Origin of the sequence: Brachybacterium tyrofermentans, from assembly GCF_039526165.1 — a bacterium.
Classification (GTDB): Bacteria; Actinomycetota; Actinomycetes; order Actinomycetales; family Dermabacteraceae; genus Brachybacterium; species Brachybacterium tyrofermentans.
Genome location: NZ_BAAAIR010000003.1, coordinates 45,674 through 66,372, shown reverse-complemented (window position 1 = coordinate 66,372; position 20,699 = coordinate 45,674). Strand labels below are relative to the sequence as shown.

General features: G+C 71.0%; 20 protein-coding genes. 7 read left to right on the top strand and 13 right to left on the bottom strand.

Translation table 11 applies throughout. The features are described 5' to 3' along the window. Nucleotides 1-109 precede the first annotated feature (109 nt). The gene (locus tag ABD093_RS00370) at nucleotides 110-1,507 is read left to right on the top strand and encodes a PrsW family intramembrane metalloprotease (protein WP_193118642.1); all 1,398 of its coding nucleotides are present in this window, start codon (nucleotides 110-112) and stop codon (nucleotides 1,505-1,507) included. Between the two features lie 138 nt (nucleotides 1,508-1,645). Here ABD093_RS00370 and ABD093_RS00365 read toward each other — a convergent pair whose 3' ends face one another. Genes ABD093_RS00365 through ABD093_RS00350 form a run of 4 tightly spaced genes read right to left on the bottom strand, consistent with a single transcriptional unit; the run spans nucleotide 1,646 to nucleotide 4,456 of the window. Further along, on the bottom strand, nucleotides 1,646-2,080 hold the full coding sequence (locus ABD093_RS00365) for an RNA-binding S4 domain-containing protein (protein WP_193118641.1): 435 nt from the start codon (nucleotides 2,078-2,080) through the stop codon (nucleotides 1,646-1,648). Continuing rightward, nucleotides 2,077-3,537 carry an amidase gene (locus ABD093_RS00360; RefSeq protein WP_193118640.1) on the bottom strand — a complete coding sequence of 487 codons (1,461 nt, stop codon included), beginning with the start codon at nucleotides 3,535-3,537 and terminating at the stop codon, nucleotides 2,077-2,079. The genes ABD093_RS00365 and ABD093_RS00360 overlap by 4 nt, the downstream gene beginning before the upstream one ends. Further along, nucleotides 3,534-4,076 carry a low molecular weight protein-tyrosine-phosphatase gene (locus ABD093_RS00355; protein WP_193118639.1) on the bottom strand — a complete coding sequence of 181 codons (543 nt, stop codon included), beginning with the start codon at nucleotides 4,074-4,076 and terminating at the stop codon, nucleotides 3,534-3,536. Before ABD093_RS00355 ends, ABD093_RS00360 begins: the two co-directional genes overlap by 4 nt. Beyond that, on the bottom strand, nucleotides 4,073-4,456 hold the full coding sequence (locus ABD093_RS00350) for a GNAT family N-acetyltransferase (protein ID WP_193118638.1): 384 nt from the start codon (nucleotides 4,454-4,456) through the stop codon (nucleotides 4,073-4,075). The genes ABD093_RS00355 and ABD093_RS00350 overlap by 4 nt, the downstream gene beginning before the upstream one ends. Nucleotides 4,457-4,480: 24 nt before the next feature. Here ABD093_RS00350 and ABD093_RS00345 point away from each other — a divergent pair, with 24 nt between their 5' ends. Together ABD093_RS00345 and ABD093_RS00340 are read left to right on the top strand one after the other, a co-directional pair. Next, complete coding sequence (locus ABD093_RS00345) at nucleotides 4,481-4,846, top strand: DUF952 domain-containing protein (RefSeq protein WP_193118637.1); 366 nt, start codon at nucleotides 4,481-4,483, stop codon at nucleotides 4,844-4,846. A gap of 73 nt (nucleotides 4,847-4,919) precedes the next feature. Next, nucleotides 4,920-5,555 carry an L-threonylcarbamoyladenylate synthase gene (locus ABD093_RS00340; protein ID WP_193118636.1) on the top strand — a complete coding sequence of 212 codons (636 nt, stop codon included), beginning with the start codon at nucleotides 4,920-4,922 and terminating at the stop codon, nucleotides 5,553-5,555. 14 nt (nucleotides 5,556-5,569) lie between these two features. On the opposite strand, the gene ABD093_RS00335 is transcribed toward ABD093_RS00340, so the two are convergent. Further along, entirely contained in the window at nucleotides 5,570-6,853 is a 1,284-nt protein-coding gene (locus ABD093_RS00335) for an MFS transporter (RefSeq protein ID WP_193118635.1), read from the bottom strand. A 95-nt stretch (nucleotides 6,854-6,948) separates the two neighbouring features. Between ABD093_RS00335 and deoD the strand changes: the two genes are divergently transcribed. Next, entirely contained in the window at nucleotides 6,949-7,674 is a 726-nt protein-coding gene (gene deoD, locus ABD093_RS00330; protein WP_193118634.1) for a purine-nucleoside phosphorylase, read from the top strand. Between the two features lie 230 nt (nucleotides 7,675-7,904). Here deoD and ABD093_RS00325 read toward each other — a convergent pair whose 3' ends face one another. The 7 genes from ABD093_RS00325 to gcvT all read right to left on the bottom strand — a co-directional run bounded on the left by ABD093_RS00325 (nucleotide 7,905) and on the right by gcvT (nucleotide 16,847). After that, a complete protein-coding gene (locus ABD093_RS00325; RefSeq protein ID WP_343921889.1) occupies nucleotides 7,905-8,162 on the bottom strand; it encodes a hypothetical protein in 258 nt (85 codons plus the stop codon). Between the two features lie 67 nt (nucleotides 8,163-8,229). After that, nucleotides 8,230-8,976, bottom strand: a complete 747-nt coding sequence (locus tag ABD093_RS00320; RefSeq protein WP_343921888.1) for a gamma-glutamyl-gamma-aminobutyrate hydrolase family protein — start codon at nucleotides 8,974-8,976, stop codon at nucleotides 8,230-8,232. A gap of 316 nt (nucleotides 8,977-9,292) precedes the next feature. After that, nucleotides 9,293-10,450, bottom strand: a complete 1,158-nt coding sequence (locus ABD093_RS00315) for a glycosyltransferase family 4 protein (protein WP_193118632.1) — start codon at nucleotides 10,448-10,450, stop codon at nucleotides 9,293-9,295. A 380-nt stretch (nucleotides 10,451-10,830) separates the two neighbouring features. Then, nucleotides 10,831-12,042 carry a cobalamin-independent methionine synthase II family protein gene (locus tag ABD093_RS00310; RefSeq protein ID WP_343921887.1) on the bottom strand — a complete coding sequence of 404 codons (1,212 nt, stop codon included), beginning with the start codon at nucleotides 12,040-12,042 and terminating at the stop codon, nucleotides 10,831-10,833. A 144-nt stretch (nucleotides 12,043-12,186) separates the two neighbouring features. After that, the gene (gcvP, locus tag ABD093_RS00305) at nucleotides 12,187-15,129 is read right to left on the bottom strand and encodes an aminomethyl-transferring glycine dehydrogenase (RefSeq protein WP_343921886.1); all 2,943 of its coding nucleotides are present in this window, start codon (nucleotides 15,127-15,129) and stop codon (nucleotides 12,187-12,189) included. 94 nt (nucleotides 15,130-15,223) lie between these two features. Then, nucleotides 15,224-15,595 carry a glycine cleavage system protein GcvH gene (gene gcvH / locus ABD093_RS00300; RefSeq protein WP_193107238.1) on the bottom strand — a complete coding sequence of 124 codons (372 nt, stop codon included), beginning with the start codon at nucleotides 15,593-15,595 and terminating at the stop codon, nucleotides 15,224-15,226. Between the two features lie 118 nt (nucleotides 15,596-15,713). Further along, complete coding sequence (gene gcvT / locus ABD093_RS00295; RefSeq protein WP_343921922.1) at nucleotides 15,714-16,847, bottom strand: glycine cleavage system aminomethyltransferase GcvT; 1,134 nt, start codon at nucleotides 16,845-16,847, stop codon at nucleotides 15,714-15,716. Nucleotides 16,848-17,062: 215 nt separating this feature from the next. On the opposite strand from gcvT, the gene ABD093_RS00290 reads away from it, so the two are divergent. Next, nucleotides 17,063-17,635 (top strand): GNAT family N-acetyltransferase, encoded by a 573-nt coding sequence (locus ABD093_RS00290; RefSeq protein WP_319021650.1) that lies wholly within the window; start codon nucleotides 17,063-17,065, stop codon nucleotides 17,633-17,635. A 33-nt stretch (nucleotides 17,636-17,668) separates the two neighbouring features. Here the strand turns inward: ABD093_RS00290 and ABD093_RS00285 are convergent, their stop codons facing one another. Beyond that, on the bottom strand, nucleotides 17,669-18,901 hold the full coding sequence (locus tag ABD093_RS00285; protein ID WP_343921885.1) for an arginine deiminase: 1,233 nt from the start codon (nucleotides 18,899-18,901) through the stop codon (nucleotides 17,669-17,671). Between the two features lie 171 nt (nucleotides 18,902-19,072). Between ABD093_RS00285 and ABD093_RS00280 the strand changes: the two genes are divergently transcribed. Then, nucleotides 19,073-19,912 carry an aldo/keto reductase gene (locus tag ABD093_RS00280; protein WP_193107241.1) on the top strand — a complete coding sequence of 280 codons (840 nt, stop codon included), beginning with the start codon at nucleotides 19,073-19,075 and terminating at the stop codon, nucleotides 19,910-19,912. Then, entirely contained in the window at nucleotides 19,909-20,694 is a 786-nt protein-coding gene (locus ABD093_RS00275) for an SIR2 family NAD-dependent protein deacylase (protein ID WP_343921884.1), read from the top strand. Before ABD093_RS00280 ends, ABD093_RS00275 begins: the two co-directional genes overlap by 4 nt. Nucleotides 20,695-20,699: the final 5 nt, after the last annotated feature.

The following is a 20,699-nucleotide window of genomic DNA, read 5'->3' as shown; positions in this document are numbered from 1 at the left end:
TGTAGCATCGCACCCGATACGGGTCATGCCGCGTGTGGGGGAACAGACGCGAGCGCTGGCCCCTGTCCGCCATCAGTTCCCCGTCTCTGCCGCCGAAACCGAGGACCTCATGACCCAGCCCCCGAACCCGCCGCAGGACGGCCAGTTCATGCCCAACGGACGTCCTCGTCCCGGCGCGACCTCCTCCGCGCCCGGCTCGCCGTCCTTCCAGTCCCAGCCTCGCTTCGTCGACTACGGCAACCCGCGCTCCTATGACACCTCCATGCGGCCGGCCTCCGGGCTCACCGCTGCCCGCTACGCGCCGGCGCAGATCCAGCGACCCGATCAGGCTCAGCCGCAGTCCGCCTGGTCCACCCAGATGCGCCGGGTGCAGGAGGTCTCGCAGCACGCCACCAAGGTTCCGGCCGTCAGCCTCCTGGTCTGGCTCGCCGTCGTGGTCCTGGGCATCGCCCTGCTCCTGGTGCTGGGCTACTTCTTCCTGAAGTTCGTCACGGAGTCGAGCGCGAACCCCGTGTGGTGGCCGGTGACGGCCTTCATCGCCCTGTTCTCCCTGCTGGTGATCGCCCTGGTGATGTTCCTGGCGGACCGATGGGACCCGCAGCCCTTCCCCCTGCTGGTCGTCGCCGTGCTGTGGGGCGCGGCGATCGCCGCCTTCGCGAGCTACTGGATCAACACCTTCAACAGCTCCCTGACCTACTGGGTCACCGGCAGCGAGGCCGCGGTCGCCTTCGTGGGCCCGGTGATCAGCGCGCCCCTGGTCGAGGAGACCACCAAGGGCCTGGGGCTGCTACTGCTCATGATCCTGGCCCGCCGGTACTTCAACGGCCCGCTGGACGGCATGATCTACGGCGCCCTCATCGGCGGCGGCTTCGCCTTCACCGAGAACATCCTCTACTACAGCCGAGGCCTCGAGTCCGACGGCGGCTTCGGGGTGCTGATCCTGTTCATCATGCGCGGCGTGCTGAACATCTTCGGCCATGCGATCTACACCTCGGCGACCGGAGTCATCGTCGGCTTCGTGGCGCGCAAGTGGGGCACCGTCATGGGCTTCCTCGTGTTCATCCCCGCGCTGATCCCGGGCATGCTCCTGCACGCGATGTGGAACTTCTCCGCGGGCCTGGGCAACTCCTTGCTGTTCCTCGGCGTCATGTTCGCCGCGGAAGCCGTGCTGTCCTTCCTCTGGCTGGTCTTCATCGGCGTGCTGGTCTGGGACGAGTCCCGACTGACCCGTATTCGACTGGGCGACTACGCGAACCAGGGCTGGCTCACCCACGAGGAGGTCGACATGCTCGCCACCTGGAAGGGCCGGCGCGAGGGCAAGCTGTGGGCGGCGCAGATCGGGGCGAAGCCCGTGATGAAGAGGTTCATCCGCGAGAGCTCGGACCTCGCGTCGATCCGTCAGCGCCTGCTGGCCGACGGGTCGAACCCGAAGGTCGTCGGCATCGAGGCGCGGCTGCTCAGCCGCCTGACGAGCAACCGCCAGGAGCTGCTGTCGCACTCCTCCTGAACGGTGCACGGCGGGTGATCAGTCCAGCTGCGATCTCTCCAGCGTGACCCTGCCACCCGCGGGGGTGCACGACAGATGCGCACGACGAACAGGACGGCCCGGGGCAGAAGCCCCGGGCCGTCCGACGTCCTCCAGCGCTCAGCGTGGTGGCTCCTCGTCCCGTCCCCGCAGGCGGTCCAGCGCTCGGCGCTCGCGCTTCGTGGGGCGTCCGGTGCCGCGGTCCCTGCGCGGCGGGGCGGCCGCCAGCTGCGGCGGCGGCTCCGGGCTGTGGTCCTCGTAGGCGGTCCGTGCGATCGGGGCACCGACCCGTTTGACGAGGATCTTCGTGACGATGACGATCTTCTCCCGGCCGGGCGAGCGGATCCTCAGCTCATCCCCCACCGCGATGCGCTGGGCGGCCTTGGTGGGCTCACCGTTGCGGCGCACATGCCCGCCACGGCAGGCGGCCGTGGCGGCCGAGCGGGTGGGCATCAGCCGAGCGCTCCACAGCCACACGTCCAGACGCACGGACTGCGGACCGACGGCCTGCTCGAGCCCGGTCGACGGATCGCGCCCGGTCGACGGCGCGCTCATGCGGCGGCGGGCTCACGCACGAGGGGCCACGGATCGTGCGCCTCCAGCTGCGCCGCCAGGGCGAGCAGCAGGCCGTCGTCGCCGGGACGCGTCGCGCCGAGCTGCACCCCGAAGGGCAGCACGATCCCGTCGATCTCCTCACGATGAAGCGGCACCGAGATCGCGGCGTTCCCGATCATGTTCCAGGTGCTGGTCCACGGGGTGAAGGCGCATTGGGCGTCGAAGTCCGCCCCGCCGTCGGCCAGCTGCAGATCCTCCGGATGCGCGGGCGGGCCGGAGAGGGAGGGAGTGATCACGACGTCGAAGGGAGCGAACTGCTCCCCCGTGCGCCGTGCGATCGACTGCACGCCCTGGAGGGCGGCGGCGAGTTCGACGCCGCTGTAGGAACGTCCTCGCTCCCGCAGCCAGCGGGTGAGCTCCAGGAGCTTGCCCTCCTGCTCCGGGTCGAGCGGGATCGTCGCCGCGCCGACGGTCCACAGCGGCATGAACGACGTCCATTCCTGCGGAGTGAACGGCGCACCGATCGGCGTCGCCTCATGTCCGAGCCCGTGCAGCAGGTCGATCGCACGGTCCAGACCACGCAGCGCCGCCGGATGCACCTCCGTCTCCGCCGCGAGCGGCTCACGGAGCACGCCGATGCGCAGCGGGCCCGGGGCGCGCCCCGCCGTCTCGAGGTAGCTCGCGACGCGGGAGGGTGCCGTGAGGAAGTCGCCGGGGCGCGGGCCGGCCAGCAGGTCGAGGCCGGCGGCGACGTCCCGCACGCTGCGGGCCAGCATCCCGTCGGTCGTCAGGCCCATGCCCTCGCTCGAGTACGGGCCGGGCGAGACCAGGCCGCGGGTCGGCTTGATGCCCACGATGCCGCAGCACGCGGCGGGGATCCGCACCGATCCCCCACCGTCGGAGCCGTGCGCGATCGGCACGATGCCGCTGGCCACCGCGGCGGCGGCGCCCCCGCTGGAGCCGCCTGCCGTGCGGCGCACGTCCCAGGGGGTGCGGGCCGGCGCCCCGGTCGCAGGCTCGGTGTAGCAGGGCATGCCGAACTCGGGCGTGCTGGTCTTGCCGATGGTGAGGGTGCCGGCATCGAGGATCTTCTGTGCGACGCCGTCGGTGACGCTCGCGATGTTCCCGGCGAGCGCGGCGCTGCCCGCCTCGAAGGGCTGGCCGGCGACCTGGGTGAGGTCCTTGATCGGCAGCGGCACGCCCAGCAGCGGGACGCGGTGCGCGAGCTCATCGAGCGCTCCGGTGCGCCGCGGCTCCGCGAGCTGCTCGGACACGGCCTGGGCCTGCTCGCGGGTGAGGTCCTCCAGCACGTGCGCGAAGGCGCCGACCACCCCACCCGTGCCGCGGGCGGCCTCGAGGGTGCTCTCGGCGAGCTCGCGGGGATCGATCTCCCCGTTGCGGATCGCGGCTCCTGTCTCCAGCGCTCCGAGGGCGTCGGCCCCGCGGGACGGGGTCATCGGGCCGCCTCGTCCTCGTCGGCGCGATCGCCGGCCGCGTTCTCCGAGCCGTGCCCGTCGCGACCGAGGTCGGTGCGCACCTTCTCGAGGATCCGGTCGGTCGCGTCGGTGATCTGCTCCCAGGCGAGGTCGAAGTCGCTCTCGTCGCCCCACCAGGGATCGCGGATCCCGGTGTCGTCGACCGGCTCCGGGGCGAAGTCCCGCACCATGTGCAGACGGCCGTCGAGCTCGTCGCCGCCGAGGCGCCGCAGAGGGCCCACGTGGTCATGATCCAGCGCCAGCACGAGGTCGGCGTGCTCCAGATCCTGTGCGCTCAGGTGCCGTGCGCGGTGGGCGGAGGGATCGATGCCGTGGCGGCGCAGCAGCTCTCCGGCTCGCCGGTCGATCGGGTTGCCGACCTCCTCGCGGGTGGTGCCCACCGAGGAGACCTCCACTGCGTCGCCGAGGCCCGCCTGCTGGACGGCCTCGCGCAGGGCGTATTCGGCCATCGGCGAGCGGCAGATGTTCCCGGTGCACACGGTGAGGATGCGGTAGGTCATCGGGGGTCGTCCTCCTGAGGGGTCGCGGAGTCCTCGAGCAGATCCGAGAACTCGGGATGGCGGTCGATCCAGCCGCGGGCGAACCAGCAGGTCGCGGTCACCCGGTAGCCGCGCTCTCGGACGTCCTCGAGCGCGAAGCGCACCAGGGCCGAGCCGACGCCGCGGCCGCCGTGCTCGGGGGACACGACCGTGGAGCGCAGATCACGCACGACCCCTCCCCCGCCCGGCCCACCGGGCGCGCCCGGCCCTTCCGGACCAGTCGGCTCGTCGCCGTAGGCGAGGACGCCCACCAGCGCGTCGCCCGCCAGCGCCTCGAAGCGGTCTCTGTCGTCATCGTGGACCAGGCGTACCGCGCCTGGTCCGGCGGAGGTCTCATCCATGCAGTTCACGGTACACTGCCGCTCATGCCCGCGCCCCTGATCTGGCACATCACCGAGCTGCCCGCCTGGGAGGCGGCCGCTCGGTCGGGTTCGTACACCCAAGCGACCCGTGGCCGCGACCTGAGCGAGATCGGGTACATCCACGCCTCCTGGCCCGAGCAGGTCTCCGTGGTCGCCAAACGGGTGTATCCCGACCGCCCCGCGAACCTGGTGATCCTCGAGATCGATGTGGGTCAGGTGGAGGCCTCCGGGGTCGCCGTGGACATCGAGGCCGACGACGACGGCAAGGGCCGCGGCTACCCCCACATCAAGGGTCCGCTGCCGGTCAGCGCCGTGCTGCGGCTGCGACGCACCAAGTGGATCGGCCGCGAATTCGTCGTCGTCGCGTGAGCGCTCGGGCCGGCGCCTCCGGGTGCCTGGCGCGCGGCGTGGCAATCTCCGACCCGCAGACGTAGCATCGGGCATGGCCAGATCCTCACCGTCCGCCCGGTACCTCGACATCCACCCGGTCGATCCGCAGCAGCGCCTCATCGACCAGGCCGTCGACGTGCTGAAGGACGGGGGCCTCATCGCCTATCCCACCGACTCCTGCTACGCGCTGGGGTGCTCGCTGGGCGCCGCCGAGGGCCTCGAGCGGATCCGCCGCATCCGCCAGGTCGACAAGAATCATCACTTCACCCTGGTGTGTGCGGACTTCGCGCAGCTGGGTCAGTTCGTCATCGTCTCGAACCCGACGTTCCGCCTGGTGAAGAACGCGACGCCGGGCCCGTACACCTTCATCCTGCCGGCGACGAAGGAGGTGCCCCGACGGATGGCGCATCCCAAGAAGCACACCGTCGGCGTCAGAATCCCGGATCACCGGGTCGCCCATGCGCTGGTGGAGGCGCTCGGGGAGCCGATCGTCTCCTCGACCCTGCTGCTGCCGGGTCAGGAGGATCCGCCGTCGGAGGGCTGGGTCGTGCAGGACCTGCTGGGGGATCAGGTGGACGTGATCATCGATTCCGGTGAGGTGGGCATCGAACCGACCACTGTCGTGGACCTCTCCGGCAGTGACCTCGAGATCGCGCGGGAGGGCGCCGGGGACATCGGCCGCTTCTGACGGCGGCCCGCTCGTCAGTCAGCGGCTCGCGATGGACCCGTGGTCCGGGACCTCGTGCTGAGCACCCCGGAGAAGATCAGGATGCCCAGGGCGTACAGCGGCATCATCCACAGCGCATAGCGCAGGGTCAGGGCGTCGGCGAGGGCACCGACGATCGGCGGGGTCACGAAGAAGCCCAGGCGGGCGAACCAGCCGACGACGGTGATGCCCACACCGGGCGGGACTCCCGGCATGTCGTCGGCCGCGCGATAGGCCGCGGGGAAGAGCGTGGCCACTCCCCAGCCGGCGGCGGCGAAACCGATCATCGCGGTGATCGGGCTGGGCACCAGCAGGGCGAAGGACATGCCCACGGCCGCGATCAGCGCCCCGAGCCGAGCGGTGGTGCGGTCCCCCAGCCGATCCACGACGACGTCGCCGGTGAAGCGGCCGATCGTCTGCGCGCCCTGGAGGGCCACGAAGGCCATGCCGGCGACGAACGGGGTGACCGTGAAGGTCGAATCCATGAACAGCGCGCCCCAGGTGCTGCCGGCGTCCTCGGTGGATCCGGCGAACACCAGGACCATGCCCAGGGCGCACACCAGGCCCAGCGCCCGCAGGCTCATCCCGGCGATCCGGAAGCCGGAGGGTGCCACGTCCGCGGGGACCTCCGCACCGGAGGCGGCCGACGGGGCGGCGACCGGGGTGCGCTCGGTGGTGTCGTGCCCGGGGAGCATGAAGCGCAGCGACGTCGCAGCCAGGATGCCGAAGACGACGAGGCCGATGACTCCCTGCACCCACAGCGGCAGCCCGAGCTGGGCGCTGGCCGCACCCAGCAGCCCGCCGGCGACAGCGCCCAGCGACCACCAGCCGTGATAGCTGTTCATGATCGAGCGCCGGTAGCGGCGCTCCACGCGCATGCCGTGGGCGTTCATGGAGATGTCGGTGATGGAATCGGCCGCCATGGCGAACATGAGCGAGACGGCGAGCCAGAGCCACGAGCCGGAGACGTAGACGGCCAGGTGCGTGGTCGACGCGATGATCTGGGCGATGACGGCCACCCGCGCGGACCCGAAGCGGGACATCAGGGCTGCCGCTCCGAGCCCGGCGATCAGACCGCCGATGGGCCCGATGCCGATGGCGAGCCCGAAGGCGGTCTTCGTGAGCCCGATGCTCTCGACGAGCTCCGGGTACCGGGGCACGATCGCGCAGAACGAGGCACCGTTGAGGAAGAAGAGCAGGGAGACTGCCCAGCGTGCCCGACGGGCGTCGGCGGTGACCGAGGAGAGCGCCGCAGCGGACGAGGAGGAGTGAACGTTCACGGGGCACCATTGTCCGGGAGTCGCCCGCAGAAGCCAACCCGGTTCGCGACGGCCCGGTCACCGGTTCGTGGCCGGGGCCCACGTACGCTTGCGGCATGTCGATACATATCGGTGCCTCGCCCGACCAGATCGCCCCCTATGTCCTCATGCCCGGTGATCCCTACCGTGCCCGCTGGATCGCCGAGACCTTCCTCGAGGATCCCGTCCAGTACAACGATGTGCGCGGGATGCTCGGGTACACCGGCACCTACGCCGGCGTCCGCATCTCCGCCCAGGGCTCCGGTATGGGCCAGCCGTCGATGGCCATCTACGCCCAGGAGCTCTTCGACGACTACGACGTCCAGGCCATCGTGCGGGTAGGGACCTGCGGCGGGCTCTCCGAGAAGGTCTCGGTGCGCGACGTGATCCTCGGGACTGCCGCATCGACCGATTCCGCGATGAACGTGCCGCGGTTCCGGCAGGTCTCCTATGCCCCGGCCGCCGATTTCGAGCTGCTGAGGATCGCGGCCGACGTCGCCGAGGAGAAGATGCTGCCGGTGATCGCCGGCGGGCTGTACTCCGCGGACCAGTTCTACAACCCCGACCCCACCATCACCGCGACGCTCGCCGAGTACGGCGTGCTCGGTGTGGAGATGGAGGCCGCCGCCCTCTACACGCTCGCCGCGCAGTTCTCGCGCCGGGCACTGGCCGTCTGCACCGTCTCCGACCATCTCGTGACCGGCGAGGAGACCAGCTCGCAGGAGCGCCAGGAGACCTTCGAGGACATGATCGTCGTGGCGCTGGAGTCGATCGTCCGGCTCGACGGCACCCACCGGTCCTGATGCCGCGCCGGCTCGGTCGGCACTGATCCGCAGGCCGGGTGGCGTACGCGCCGCCCGGCCCGGCACAGACTCGCGCCACCTGGCCCGCCCGAGACCCGAGCCGCCCCGCCCGCCGGAGGCCCGCGTCTCCCTACCCAGCGGAGGAGTGCGCGTTTCGGCCAGTCCCGGAAATGACTCGTGCCCGGCCGCTGTGAAGCGCCGGGCACGAGGAATGCATGGAGGAGCTGGGCTCAGGTGAGGAAGCGCGGCACCAGGTCGAAGGTGCCGAACAGTGCGAGCAGGCACATGCCCAGCCCGACCAGGAAGGTCACCGTGGTGAACAGGCTCATCACGTAGAGGCCTGCGGCGAACAGGACGAACAGGACGACGAACAGCACGATGCTGAGCACCAGGTTGTTGCCGTTCGAGGTCTGGTTGCTCTCGGAACGCTCTGCCTTCTCGGCCATGATCTCGGCCTGGTCGGCGTGCGCGGCCTGCTGGTTGTTCATGGTGGTTCTTCCTCCGTGTCACCCGATTGCTCCGCGCGGCCCGAGGGCGCGAACGGTCACCGCCATCTTAGACCAGCGCGGGCTCCGATGCCGACGCCGCGCGATGGCTGATCGCCGTGAGCAGGCTCTCGAAGATGGCAGCGCCGTCCGTGCCATCGATCTCGGGGTGCCATTGCACCGCGAGCACGCTGGATCCGGACTCGGCCTCGACCGCGAGCGGGAGCCCGCTGTCGTGGCGGGCCACGATCCGCAGATCCCCGGCGACACCGCGCACACCCTGGTGGTGGAAGGCGGTGACCTCCGCGCGGGTGCCCAGCGCCACGGCCAGGTCGCTCGCGGCGTCGATGCCGACCTCGACCCGGGTGGGGCTCTCCCCGGTGAAGGGGTGGGCCGGGAGGTCGACGGGCAGGTGGCGGTGCAGCTCGCCGCCCTCCGCGATGACGATGATCTGCAGACCGCGGCAGATGCCCAGCACGGGAACGTCCGCACGGCGGGCGGCACGGTAGAGGGCGGTCTCGAAGGCGTCTCGCTCCGGGTCCGGGGTCATATCGGTGGCCAGTGCGCCCTCGCCCCAGGCTGCGGGGTCGAGGTCGGTGCCGCCGGTGAGCACGAGACCGTCGAGCTCGGCGATCTCCTCGTCGCTCCAGGCGTCCTGCGGGGCGATGATCACGGGCCGGGCGCCGGCCTCGCGGAGCGCACGCACGTAGTGCTCGGTGACCACCACGGCGTCATGGCCCGCCCAGGCGCCGGACATCATGGCCCGGGTCCCTGCGGTCACGCCGATGAGCGGGCGACGGGTGGTGCGCTGCGCCATGATGTAGTCCTTTCCGCGGAGATCCGAGCCGCCGGGTCGGCGACATGCACAGTTCATCGTGCGGACGGTGCCCCGGGCGACCTATGTGGCCGAATGTGACAGGGACGGTTTCTCCCGTGAGGGGAGCGGGGTCTTTCGTGTGGGGGGAGGCGGTGTCTCCCGTGTGTGGGGGTCTCTCGGGCAGGGGCAGCAGCCTCCGCACGGGACCGGGCCCGGCGCGGGAGAAGGGCCGGCAACGTTCAGCGCCGGGCCTCGCCGACGCTCCGGGCCTCGCCGATGCGCCGGGCGTCGCCGATGCTCCGGGCCGCGCCAGCGTTCAGTGCCGGGCCCGCGCCGTCGGCTGGAGCTTCTGATGCTGCTCGATCGCGGCGAGGTAGTGTCCGCGCAGCTGCTCGGCCAGCACAGGCCAGGTGCGCTGGTGCACCGAGTCCAGCGCCGCTCGTCCGAAGGCCAGCCTCTTGGCGTCGTCGAAGAGCAGATCGCTGGTGTGCTCGCGCAGCTCGTCGAGCATGCCGGGGGTGTAGAGCCACCCGGTGCGGCTGGGCGCGATCAGGTCCACGGGCCCGCCTCGACGGGGCGCGATCACGGGCAGTCCCGAGGCCATGGCCTCCTGGATGGTCTGCCCGAATGTCTCGAGCTCCCCGGGGTGGATGAACAGATCGGCGCTGGCGAGGTGGGCGGCGAGATCGGTGCCTGTGCGGAAACCGGCGAAGGCGGCACGAGGCATCTCCCGGCGCAGGGTGTCGCGGTCCGGCCCATCGCCCACGATCAGCAGCCGCACCCCGGGCATGTCGTGGATGACCTTCAGGTCAGCGACCTGCTTCTCGGGCGCGAGACGCCCCACGTACACCACGAGCTTCTCCCCCGGCCCCGCGTACTTCTCCCGCAGCGAGTCGCTGCGCAGCGTCGGCGAGAACAGGGAGGTGTCCACGCCGCGCCGCCACAGGTGCACCCGGTCGATGCCATGCTCGATGAGCTGGTCCCGGGTCGCAGTGGAGGGGGCCAGCGTGAGCGTGGCGCGGTTGTGGACGTCCTTGAGCAGCTGCCAGGAGGCGTTCTCCAGGAAGGGCATGCCGTAGCGGGCGGTGTAGCCCGGGATGTCCGTCTGATAGACGGCGACCGTGGGCACCCCGGCCTTCTGCGCGGCGACCACGGCCCGCCCGCCCAGGATCGTGGGCGAGGCGAGGTGGATGACGTCAGGCTGGAAATCCTCGATGCGTCGGCGCAGGGACGCGGCGCTGGTGGCGGCGATCCGCACCTCGGTGTAGCCGGGCAGCGGGGCCGACGCGACGCGGCGCACCCGGATCTTGCGCCCTCCGGCGGTGCGGAGGAATCTGTCGGCCCCCGGCCACTTCGGGGCGATGATCCCGAGATCATCGCCGACGGCGGCGAAATGGTCGACGACGCGGAGCACCGAATTGGTGACACCGTTCATGTGCGGCAGGAAGGACTCGGTCACGACAAGGATCCTCACGACCGTGATGCTCCTCCGCCCGAGCAGAATCCGCCCCTCTGCCGCATGACCCCTTCACGACGTCCACGTGAACACTCAGAGGCGGCGGGAGGCGACCTCCGCGCCTGCGTCACGCCTCACGCCTCACGCCTCACGCCTCACGTCTCACGCCGTCCTATGCGCCAGGGCTTGGGTCGCCTGTCAAAGACGAGAACGTCGTTCGCGGTGCCTCCGGAACACGGGAAGCACCGCGAACGGCGTTCTCGATCACGCGGAGCGGCACCGGGAGCTGCGGGAGCCGGGCCCGGAGCGACAGCGTCGCAGGCCGGGAGCGGAGCTGACGCGGTACCCGCACCCGTACCCGCACCCGTGCCCGCTACGCTCCACAGCCGCCCACAGGGTCAGAGGCGGCGCGAGGCGAGCTGCGCGCCCTGGGCGAGCGACTCGAGCTTCGCCCAGGCGATCTGCGGGTGGATGCGCCCGCCGAGGCCGCAGTCGGTGGAGCCGATGACCCGCTCGGGGCCGACGAGCTTCGCGAAGCGCTCCAGGCGCTGCGCGACCAGCTCCGGGTGCTCGACGACATTGGTCGCGTGAGAGACGATGCCGGGCACGAGCACCTTGTCCTCGGGCAGCTCGAGGTCCTGCCACACGGTCCACTCGTGCTCGTGGCGCACGTTGGCGGCCTCGAAGCTGTAGTACTTCGCGTCGATCTCCAGCAGCAGCGGAGCGATGTGGCGGAACTCGATGTCCGTCGTGTGCGGGCCGTGCCAGGAGCCCCAGCACAGGTGGAAGCGGGTCTGCTCGGTGGGCACGTTCACCAGCGCGCGGTTCACGGCGTCGACCCGCTTGCGGGTGAAGGCGAGGTAGTCCTCGACCGACGGCTCGGGATTGATCTGATCCCAGTTCTCGGCGATCGAGGGATCGTCGATCTGCACGGTGAGCCCGGCGGCGGCGATCGCCTCGTACTCGGGGCGCATCACCTCGACCCACGCGTCGAGGAAGGCATCCTCGTCCCCGTAGTGGTCGTCGTTGATACGGCTGCCGGAGCCCGGGGAGAGGGAGTTGAGGAAGCCGTGCTCGTAGCCTGCCGCCTGGAGCGCCTCCTGGATGTTGGTGGTGTCCTGCGCGACGAGCTCGCGGCCGACGTCGGAGAACGAGACCGCGCCGGTCGCGGCCGGGAACGTGGTCTGGGCGCCGACGGTGATGCCGGAGGTGGGGTCCTGGTAGGCGTCGGCGAAGATCGTCCAGTCGCGTCGGTCCGGGAAGGTCGTCAGGCGCACGTTCCCGGGGCTCGAGCGCACGGGCTCGCTGGAGAAGTGGTCGCTGCCGGTCAGCTCGAGGCCGCCGACGCGGTCGAAGATGTAGGACCACCAGGCGCCGTAGTTCACGGCCGATCCCATGAGGTGCCCGTACTCCCCGTCGTTGGGGATCGAGATGCCGATCGAGCGCTGCGTGGCGACGACGTCGACGACCGCCTGGCGCAGCACCTCGCGGAACTCGTCGGTGGGCTCGGGGGTCAGTCCGTCCTCCCCGACGGGGCGGGCCGCGTTGGCCGCGATCAGCTCGGGGCTGCGGGGAAGGGAACCGGCATGGGTGGTGAGGATCTCGGTCATGCCTCTGAGGGTAGAAGACGTGACGCCCCGGTTGGAAACCGGGGCGTCACAGCCGTTCATCGAGCAGCGCGGCCGAGCAGCCGCACATCGTGCTGACCGTCCCACCCACGGACCAGCAGATCAGCAGATCAGCAGATCAGCACATCACTCGTCGCCACGGGGCCAGGTCGGGACCAGATTGCGGTCGCCGTAGGCCTGGTCGATGCGCCGCACCGGCGGCCAGTACTTCGACTGGACCCTCATCTGTGCGCTGTCATGGGTGGAGAGGTCCTCCGGGGCGGTCCAGCTGCCGGGGTAGACGGCGACCTCGCGCGAGTAGGGATGGGTCCACTCCCCCGTGGCGATGGACGCCGCGGTGTGCGGGGCGTTGACCAGCGGGTTGTCCTCGGCGGACCACGTGCCGGCCAGCACCTCCTCGCCCTCCTTCGCGATCATCAGCATCGCGTCGACGAAGCGGTCGATCTCGGCGAAGTCCTCGGACTCGGTCGGCTCCACCATGAACGTCCCGGCGACGGGGAACGACATCGTCGGGGCGTGGAAGCCGTAGTCGACGAGCCGCTTGGCGACGTCGTCCACGGTGATCCCGGTGCGGGCGGTGAAGGGACGCAGGTCCACGATGCACTCGTGGGCGACCAGCCCGTTCTCGCCGGTGTACAGGATCTCGTAGGACTCCGAGAGACGGCGGGCCATGTAGTTGGCTGCGAGGACCGCGGAGGCGGTCGCATGACGCAGCCCGTCCGGCCCCATCAGGCGGATGTAGGTCCAGGTGATCGGCAGGATCGACGGGGAGCCGTACGGGGCCTGCGAGACCGGGGCGCCGCCGTGGACCTGCTCCCCGTGACCGGCCACCGGGTGCTCCGGCTTCTGCATGGCCGGGTGTCCGGGCAGGAACGGGGCCAGGTGGGCGCGGGCCGCGACCGGGCCCACGCCCGGGCCGCCGCCGCCGTGGGGGATGCAGAACGTCTTGTGCAGGTTCAGGTGGGAGACGTCGCCGCCGAACTCGCCGGGACGGGCGACCTTCAGCAGGGCGTTGAGGTTCGCCCCGTCGACGTAGACCTGGCCGCCGGCGTCGTGCACGAGTTCGCAGACGGTGCGCACCTCCTCCTCGTACACGCCGTGCGTGGAGGGGTAGGTGATCATGATCGCGGCGAGCTCGTCGCCGTGGTCCTTGATCTTCTGCTTGAGGTCATCGAGGTCGATGTTGCCGCGGGAGTCCGAGGCGACCACCACCACGCGCAGGCCGGCGTTGACGGCGCTGGCGGCATTGGTGCCGTGCGCGGAGCTCGGCACCAGGCACACCTCACGGCCGCTCTCGCCGCGGGAGGCGTGATAGGCGCGGATCGCGAGCAGCCCCGCGAACTCGCCCTGCGAGCCGGCGTTGGGCTGCAGGGACACGGTGTCGTAGCCGGTGAGGTCCGTCAGCCAGGTCTCCAGCTGGGTGATCAGCTCGAGATAGCCCTCGACGTCCTCGCGCGGGGCGAAGGGATGGATCGCGTTGAAGCCCGCCCAGGTGACGCCTGCCATCTCGGTGGCGGAGTTGAGCTTCATGGTGCACGAGCCCAGCGGGATCATCCCCCGGTCCAGGGCGAAGTCACGGTCCGCGAGACGGCGCAGGTAGCGCATCATCGCGGTCTCGGACCGGAAGGAGGAGAACACCGGGTGCTGGAGGAAGGCGTCCTCGCGCGCCAGCCCTCCCCAGGCTCCGCCCGAGGCGGTCTCGGCCAGCTCCTGGCCGGGGTTCTGGGCGTAGGGCGCGAACACTGCGGCGATCGCCTGCAGATCGGCCGACGTGATGGTCTCGTCCAGGGAGAGGTGCACGAGGTCGTCGCCCACGGCATGGACCAGGAAGCCTGCCTCCCCCGCGGCCGCGACGATGTCCTGGGCCTGTCCTGTCGCGCGCACCTCGAGGGTGTCGAAGAAGGAGTCCCCGACGAGCTCGAAGCCGCTGGCCACGAGATGGGCGGCGAGGGTCGCGGTGCGATCGGCGACCTGGCGACCGATCCGGGTGAGCCCCTCGGGGCCGTGGTAGACGGCGTACATGGCTGCCATCACGGCGAGCAGCACCTGGGCGGTGGTGATCGAGCTGGTGGCCTTCTCGCGGCGGATGTGCTGCTCGCGGGTCTGCAGCGAGAGCCGGTAGGCGGGGTTGCCCTCGGCGTCGACGGAGACCCCCACGAGCCGGCCGGGCAGCTGGCGCTCGAGGCCCTTGCGCACGGCGACGAAGCCCGCGTGGGGGCCGCCGAAGCCGAGCGGGATGCCGAAGCGCTGGGAGCTGCCCACGGTGACGTCGGCCCCGAGCGAGCCCGGCGAGGCGAGCATCGTCAGCGCCAGCAGATCGGCGGAGACGATCGCGACGGCCTTGGTGGACTTCACCTCGGCGATGACGTCCCGGGGATCCCAGATGCGGCCGGAGGCCCCGGGATACTGGATGAAGGCCCCGAAGTAGTCGCCCTCGGGAGCGCCGTCGCGGGCGAAGTCCACCTCGCGCAGCTCGATGCCGAGTCCGTCGGCGCGGCCGCGCAGCACGGCCTTCGTGGCGGGCAGCGCATCGGTGTCCACCAGGAACACGTTCCCGTTGCGCTTGGCGGTGCGGCGGGCGAGCATGAGCGCCTCGGCCGCGGAGCTGGCCTCGTCCAGGGTCGATGCATTGGAGACATCCATCCCGGTGAGGTCGCAGATCATGGTCTGGAAGGTCAGCAGCGCCTCGAGCCGGCCCTGGGAGATCTCCGGCTGGTACGGCGTGTATGCGGTGTACCAGGCCGGGTTCTCCAGGACGTTGCGCTGGATCACGGCGGGCGTGTGGGTGCCGTGGTAGCCCAGACCGATCAGGGAGCGCCGCACGGTGTTGCGATCGGCGAGAGCCTTCAGCTCGGCCAGCGCAGCGGTCTCGGTGATCCCTGCCGGCACCGAGGAGACCGCGTCCCGGCCCTCCGGTTCCAGCAGGATCGTGCTGGGCACGGCGGCCGTCAGCATCTCGTCCACGGTCTCGTAGCCGAGGACCTCGAGCATGCGACGCTGCGCATCGGGATCGGTGCCGACATGGCGGCGGACGAAGGAGTCGTGCGCATGCACGGACGAAGCGGTCATGAAGAGGTGCCCCTGGGGTGTCGCGGTTCTCGGTGGGTGCGTGGGCCCGACGGCCGGGGCGACCGCGCACACGATGCGGCCGCCTCCCGGTCGGTCAGGACTGGGTGAAGGCTGTGTAGTCCTCGGCGCTCAGCAGATCCTCGGGCAGCGCGGCGAAGCTGACCTTGACCAGCCAGCCCTCGTCGAACGGCGAGGAGTTCACGAGCTCCGGGGCGTCGACCACGGCCTGGTTGACCTCGGTGACGGTGCCGTCGATCGGGGAGAACAGGTCCGAGACGGACTTGGTGGACTCGATCTCACCCATCTCGGTGCCGGCGGAGATGTCGGCGCCGGCCTCGGGCAGATCGACGTAGACGACGTCGCCGAGCTGCTCGGCCGCGTAGTCGGTCACGCCGACGACGGCCACGCCGTCGGAGTCGACGCGGACCCACTCGTGGTCCTTGCTGTAGAGGAGTTCTGCGGTCATGAGGATGGTCCTTCCGGGAGACACAACGGGGATCGAACGGGAAACTCTGGAGCGACCGGTCGGGGACCGGATTCAGGCGAGGGGTGGAGGGCTGAGGTCAGGCCCGGGAGATGAGAGGTCAGGCGCGGGAGTAGAACGGCAGGGCGACGACGCGCACCGGGAGGTCCTTGCCGCGCACATCAGCGATCAGCTCGGTGCCCACCTCGGTCACGGCCGGGCGCACGAAGGCCATGGCGATGGGGTGGCCGAGGGTCGGCGAGAGCACCCCGGAGGTGATGGCCCCGACCTCGCGCCCCTCGGTGTCGCGCACCTTCGCGTCGGCGCGGGCGGCTCGTCGGCCCTCGGCGACCAGGCCCACCAGCACGGGGCGATCGGACAGGTCCGCCGCCTCGACGCCTTCGCGGCCGACGAAATCGCCCTTGGACGTCAGGGCCACGACCCGTGCCATGCCCGACTGGGCGGGGTACAGATCCCGGCCGAGCTCGTGGCCGTACAGCGGCATCCCGGCCTCGAGGCGCAGGGTGTCGCGGCAGGCGAGGCCGCATGGGGTGAGGTCCTCGCCGCCGGCAACGGTCAGCTGCTCCCACAGGACTGCGGCGAGCTCGTCGGGGACGTACAGCTCGAAGCCGTCCTCCCCGGTGTAGCCGGTGCGGGCGATCAGCAGCTGCTCCCCGCGGTAGGTGCCCTCGGCGAAGCGGTAGTTCTTCATCTCCCGGAGATCCTCGGCGCCGATGCCCTCGACACCGCTGTCACCGGTGGTCAGGGCGCGCAGCAGGATCTCCTCGCTGGCCGGGCCCTGCACGGCGATCAGGGCGGTGCGGTCCGAGGCGTCGTCGACCTCCGCGTCGAAGCCGGCGGCACGCGTCGTGAGCTCCTGGGCGTCGACCTCCGCGTTGGAGGCGTTGGCGACCACGATGAAGTGGTCCTCGGCCAGGCGATAGGTGATGACGTCGTCGATCACGCCGCCGTCCTGCGTCAGCAGCAGCGAGTACTTCGCGCGTCCGACGGACATCGCCGACAGCTTCCCGGCGAGCGCATGGTCGAGGGCGTCGGCCGCCTGCGGGCCGCGCAGATGGATCTCGCCCATGTGGCTGAGATCGAAGAGCCCCGCACGCTCCCGGACCGCCGCGTGCTCGGCGAGATCCGAGTCGTAGCGGACCGGCATGCGCCAGCCCGCGAAATCGGTAAACGTCGCTCCGAGCGACTCGTGGACCGTCTCCAGCGTGGTGCTGCGCAGAGCCTGCTCGACCATCATGCTCCTTCTCGTCACGGGGCGGGATCACCGCCCGGCTGCGTCACACGGCACGTGCTCGTGAGCCGACAGGGTGCGTCACCTCGGCGTGCCGCAGAAGTCACCATACCGTTGCTCCCCGCGCCTCGTGGCACCCGCGGACATCTGCACGGAAACCCCGTGCAACTGGCCAGGAAAACGAAGGACGCAGCACCCGGACCTTGTACGGTGGACCCGTGACGAAGGAAGGCACGAGCGAATGGCCGGTCCGGATCCCCAGCCCTCGGCTGATGATCCGCCCGCCGGGCGACGGCGACCGCGAGGCGGTGATCCGTCTGCTCACCGATCCTGTGACCCGGGAGTACCTCGGCGGTGCCGTGGACTACGCGTCGCGGCAGGCGCTGGAGCTCTCGCCGCTGGATCTCACGTGGGGCCGCTGGGCCCTCATCCGCCATGAGGACGACACGATGATCGGGTCGATCACCCTGGACTACGACCGCGGGGAGCTCGAGCTCTCCTACGCCCTGCTCCCGGAATGGACCGGGCAGGGGTACGCCGCGGAGTCCTGCATCGCGCTGCTCTCCTGGGCGCGCCATGCCCTCGAGGACGATCACGTGATCGCGATCAGCCAGACCCGGAACAAGCGCAGCGTCGCCCTGCTGCGCAAGCTCGGCTTCACCGTGCGCAAGGGGCTCGAGGAGTTCGGCTCGCAGCAGCTGCTGCTGGAGCGTTCGCTCCGTGATCCGCTGCCGGAGCAGGCGCTGGAGCTGCAGACCGAAGCGGACCCGCCGCCACCCACCCGGCGCTGAGCCACCGACCGCGCGGGCCGGTCCGCAGCCCGATCAGCCGCGGGCGACCGGACAGCTCATGCATCGCGGCCCGCCACGGCCGCGGCCCAGCTCGTCCCCGGTGAACTCGAGCACCTCGATCCCCTGGGCCCGCAGGTACTCGTTGGTCGCCGCGGCCCGCTCGTAGGCGACGACCTTCCCCGGTGCGATCGCCAGCACGTTGCAGCCGTCGTCCCACTGCTCGCGCGCCGCCGCATAGGCATCCAGGGGTGCGCTCAGCACGCGCAACGACTCGACGCCGAGCCCGCGCGCGAGCACCTCGTCCATCTCACCGGCCGCGCGCGCCCGCGACACCAGACGGCCGCCGCGCCGCTGGATCTCGAAGGTCTCGAGCGACCCCAGGGGCCCGTATCTCAGCATCGACTCCTGGTCGACGACCGTGGTCACGGTGTCCAGATGCATCATCGAGCGCTGATGCGGGAGAGCGATGGCGATCACCGTGTCCACCGTGCCGTCCTCGAGGAGATCCGCGGCCAGGCGCTCGACGCCCACCGCGGTGGTGCGCTCGGACAGCCCCACGGCGAGCACGCGCGGCGACAGCAGCATCACGTCCCCGCCCTCGACGGTGGCCGCACCGCCCGCGCCCGGCCCCAGGATCCGACGCGGCGCGGAGGCCCCGGCGAACGCGGGGTGATACCGGTAGATCGCCTCGAGGTGCAGGCTCTCTCGTCGTCGGGCCGATCGCCGCATGGGGCTCACCGAGACGACGTCGCCGATCCAGGCGGAGGAGTCGCGGGTGAAGAGATGGTTGGGCAGGGGGTCGAGCACGAGGTGCTCCCCCGGCACGTGCTGCAGGGAGATCGACCGGGGCGCGACCCCGAGCCGACGGAGCTCGGAGACGGTGATCCCGGCGATCATGACGTCGACCAGCTGGGCCGCCGGGAGGTCGGCGATCGCCTCGCGGAGGTCCTGCGCGGCGATGTCGCCCAGCGCCGCGGGGTCCAGCGCCCGGCCCAGCAGCCGGGAGCGGACGTCGGCGTCCTCCAGCAGGTCGGTCAGCAGCTGGGTCAGCTCGAGCACCTCGACACCCTCGCCGGTGAGCAGGGCGGTGAACTCGGAGTGCTGCGCCTCCGCCCGGTCACGCCAGAGCACCTCGTCGAAGAGGAGATCCTCCCGGCTGTCCGGGGTGAGCCGTTCCAGCTCGGGTCCCGGTCGGTGCACGATCACCCTCCGCAGCGGAGAGATCTCATCGTGCACCCCTTGATACCGGGGCGGCGTATCGGTCATGCGGACTCTCCTCGTCGAGACGTCAGGTGGATGCACGCTAACAGACCTTTCAGCCAGTTCCGGCCCGCTCCGGCCCGCCCCTGCGCGCGCTCCGGGCAGGCTCCTTCGCCCGCTCCGGGCCGGCGGTGACTACGCTGGTGGTGTCCGCTTCCGTTCCTGCAGGAGGTCTCCATGACCACGCTCTCCCTTCCCAGCACGTCGCTCGCCGACGGCACGGCCTTCCCGCTGATCGGTTTCGGCACCGGTGGTCTGAAGGGTCCCGACGGCGCCGAGGCGATCGCGACCGCGATCCGAGCCGGCTACCGTTTGCTGGACACCGCCGCCCAGTACGGCAACGAGACCGCCGTGGGCGAGGCGGTGCGCCGCAGCGGCGTCGACGTCGACGAGGTCCTGGTGACCACGAAGATCGCCGGCGACGACCAGGGACGCGAAGCGGCCCGCACCGGCTACCTGGAGTCCCTGCGCCGGCTCGGCCTCGAGCGTGCCGCGCTCGTGCTGATCCACTGGCCCAACCCCTCCCGCGGCCTCGCGCTGGACACCTGGCGCACGCTGATCGACCTCAAGGAGCAGGGGAAGGCGCTGCACATCGGCGTCTCGAACTTCCGTCCCGAGCAGATCCAGGAGCTCGTCGACGCCACCGGGGTGTGGCCCGAGGTCAACCAGATCCAGCTCTCCCCCGCCCTGCAGCGGCACGAGGCGATCGCCTTCCACCGCGAGCACGGGATCGTCACCGAGGCGTGGGGACCGCTCGGCGGCCGCGACGGGCTGAGCACCCAGTACGCGCTGCGCAAGGTGGCCGACAAGCACGGTGCCACCACCAGCCAGGTGACCCTGCGCTGGACCATCGATCAGGGCATCGTCGTGATCCCGAAGTCCGGCGATCCGCAGCGCCAGCTCGACAACGCCTCCCTGGACCACGTCGCGCTCGACGACGCCGACCGGGAGCTGCTCGCGACGCTGGACCTCGGCGAGGAGGCCGCCTGGGACTCGCGGGAGCACGAGGAGTGGTGACGGCGGGCGGCCACGCCCGCTTCTGCCCCGGTGAGGAGCACGGGGAGATCGTGTTCCTCACCGGCTCCGGACTCAGCGCCCGCACCGGCCTCGGCACCTTCCGCGGCCCGGACGGGCTCTGGGCGATGGAGCCGGAGACGGAGCAGGCGATGCATGCCGAGCTGCTGCCCGGCTCGTTGCCGATGCTGTGGTCCGTCTGGGGGCGCATGGCGCGGATCGCCCTGGACCACGGCCCGACCCCGGGACACCGGGCGATCGCGCGCCTCGGTGCCCCGGTGATCACCCAGAACATCGACGGGCTCCACCAGGCCGCCGGCAGCGAGGTCGTCGCCGAGCTGCACGGGAGCGCCCTGCAGGCCGTATGCCTGGGCCCGGAGTGCCGATGGCGGGCCACCGTCGTGCCCGGCGCCGGGAGCCGCGCGGAGGATCACGGGGTCCCGGCGGCCTGCCCGGACTGCGGGGAGCCCACGCGCCCCGATGTGGTGCTGTTCGACGAGAACCTGCCGGCGGACGCGCTCGAGCTCGCGGTGCGGCTGGCGCGGCGAGCCGATCTGTTCGTGGCCGTCGGGACCAGCGGCGTGGTCTTCCCCGCCGCCCAGCTCGCTCCGACGGCGAAGGCCCACGGGGCCACGACCGTGCTGATCGACATCGACCCGCCGCCGGATCCGGCCCTGCGGGCGATCTTCGACCACATCATCGCCGAGGACGCCCACGAGGTGCTCCCGGACTGGGAGCGCACGCTGAACCAGGTCGGGCGGAGCTCCTTCCTCGACCCGTTCTGATCCAG

Bases quoted from the DNA above. Each gene is read 5' to 3' on its own strand.
- ABD093_RS00370 (WP_193118642.1), top strand. From the start codon at position 110: ATGACCCAGCCCCCGAACCCGCCGCAGGACGGCCAGTTCATGCCCAAC.
- ABD093_RS00365 (WP_193118641.1), bottom strand. From the start codon at position 2,080: ATGAGCGCGCCGTCGACCGGGCGCGATCCGTCGACCGGGCTCGAGCAG.
- ABD093_RS00360 (WP_193118640.1), bottom strand. From the start codon at position 3,537: ATGACCCCGTCCCGCGGGGCCGACGCCCTCGGAGCGCTGGAGACAGGA.
- ABD093_RS00355 (WP_193118639.1), bottom strand. From the start codon at position 4,076: ATGACCTACCGCATCCTCACCGTGTGCACCGGGAACATCTGCCGCTCG.
- ABD093_RS00350 (WP_193118638.1), bottom strand. From the start codon at position 4,456: ATGGATGAGACCTCCGCCGGACCAGGCGCGGTACGCCTGGTCCACGAT.
- ABD093_RS00345 (WP_193118637.1), top strand. From the start codon at position 4,481: ATGCCCGCGCCCCTGATCTGGCACATCACCGAGCTGCCCGCCTGGGAG.
- ABD093_RS00340 (WP_193118636.1), top strand. From the start codon at position 4,920: ATGGCCAGATCCTCACCGTCCGCCCGGTACCTCGACATCCACCCGGTC.
- deoD (WP_193118634.1), top strand. From the start codon at position 6,949: ATGTCGATACATATCGGTGCCTCGCCCGACCAGATCGCCCCCTATGTC.
- ABD093_RS00325 (WP_343921889.1), bottom strand. From the start codon at position 8,162: ATGAACAACCAGCAGGCCGCGCACGCCGACCAGGCCGAGATCATGGCC.
- ABD093_RS00320 (WP_343921888.1), bottom strand. From the start codon at position 8,976: ATGGCGCAGCGCACCACCCGTCGCCCGCTCATCGGCGTGACCGCAGGG.
- ABD093_RS00310 (WP_343921887.1), bottom strand. From the start codon at position 12,042: ATGACCGAGATCCTCACCACCCATGCCGGTTCCCTTCCCCGCAGCCCC.
- gcvP (WP_343921886.1), bottom strand. From the start codon at position 15,129: ATGACCGCTTCGTCCGTGCATGCGCACGACTCCTTCGTCCGCCGCCAT.
- gcvH (WP_193107238.1), bottom strand. From the start codon at position 15,595: ATGACCGCAGAACTCCTCTACAGCAAGGACCACGAGTGGGTCCGCGTC.
- gcvT (WP_343921922.1), bottom strand. From the start codon at position 16,847: ATGGTCGAGCAGGCTCTGCGCAGCACCACGCTGGAGACGGTCCACGAG.
- ABD093_RS00285 (WP_343921885.1), bottom strand. From the start codon at position 18,901: ATGACCGATACGCCGCCCCGGTATCAAGGGGTGCACGATGAGATCTCT.
- ABD093_RS00280 (WP_193107241.1), top strand. From the start codon at position 19,073: ATGACCACGCTCTCCCTTCCCAGCACGTCGCTCGCCGACGGCACGGCC.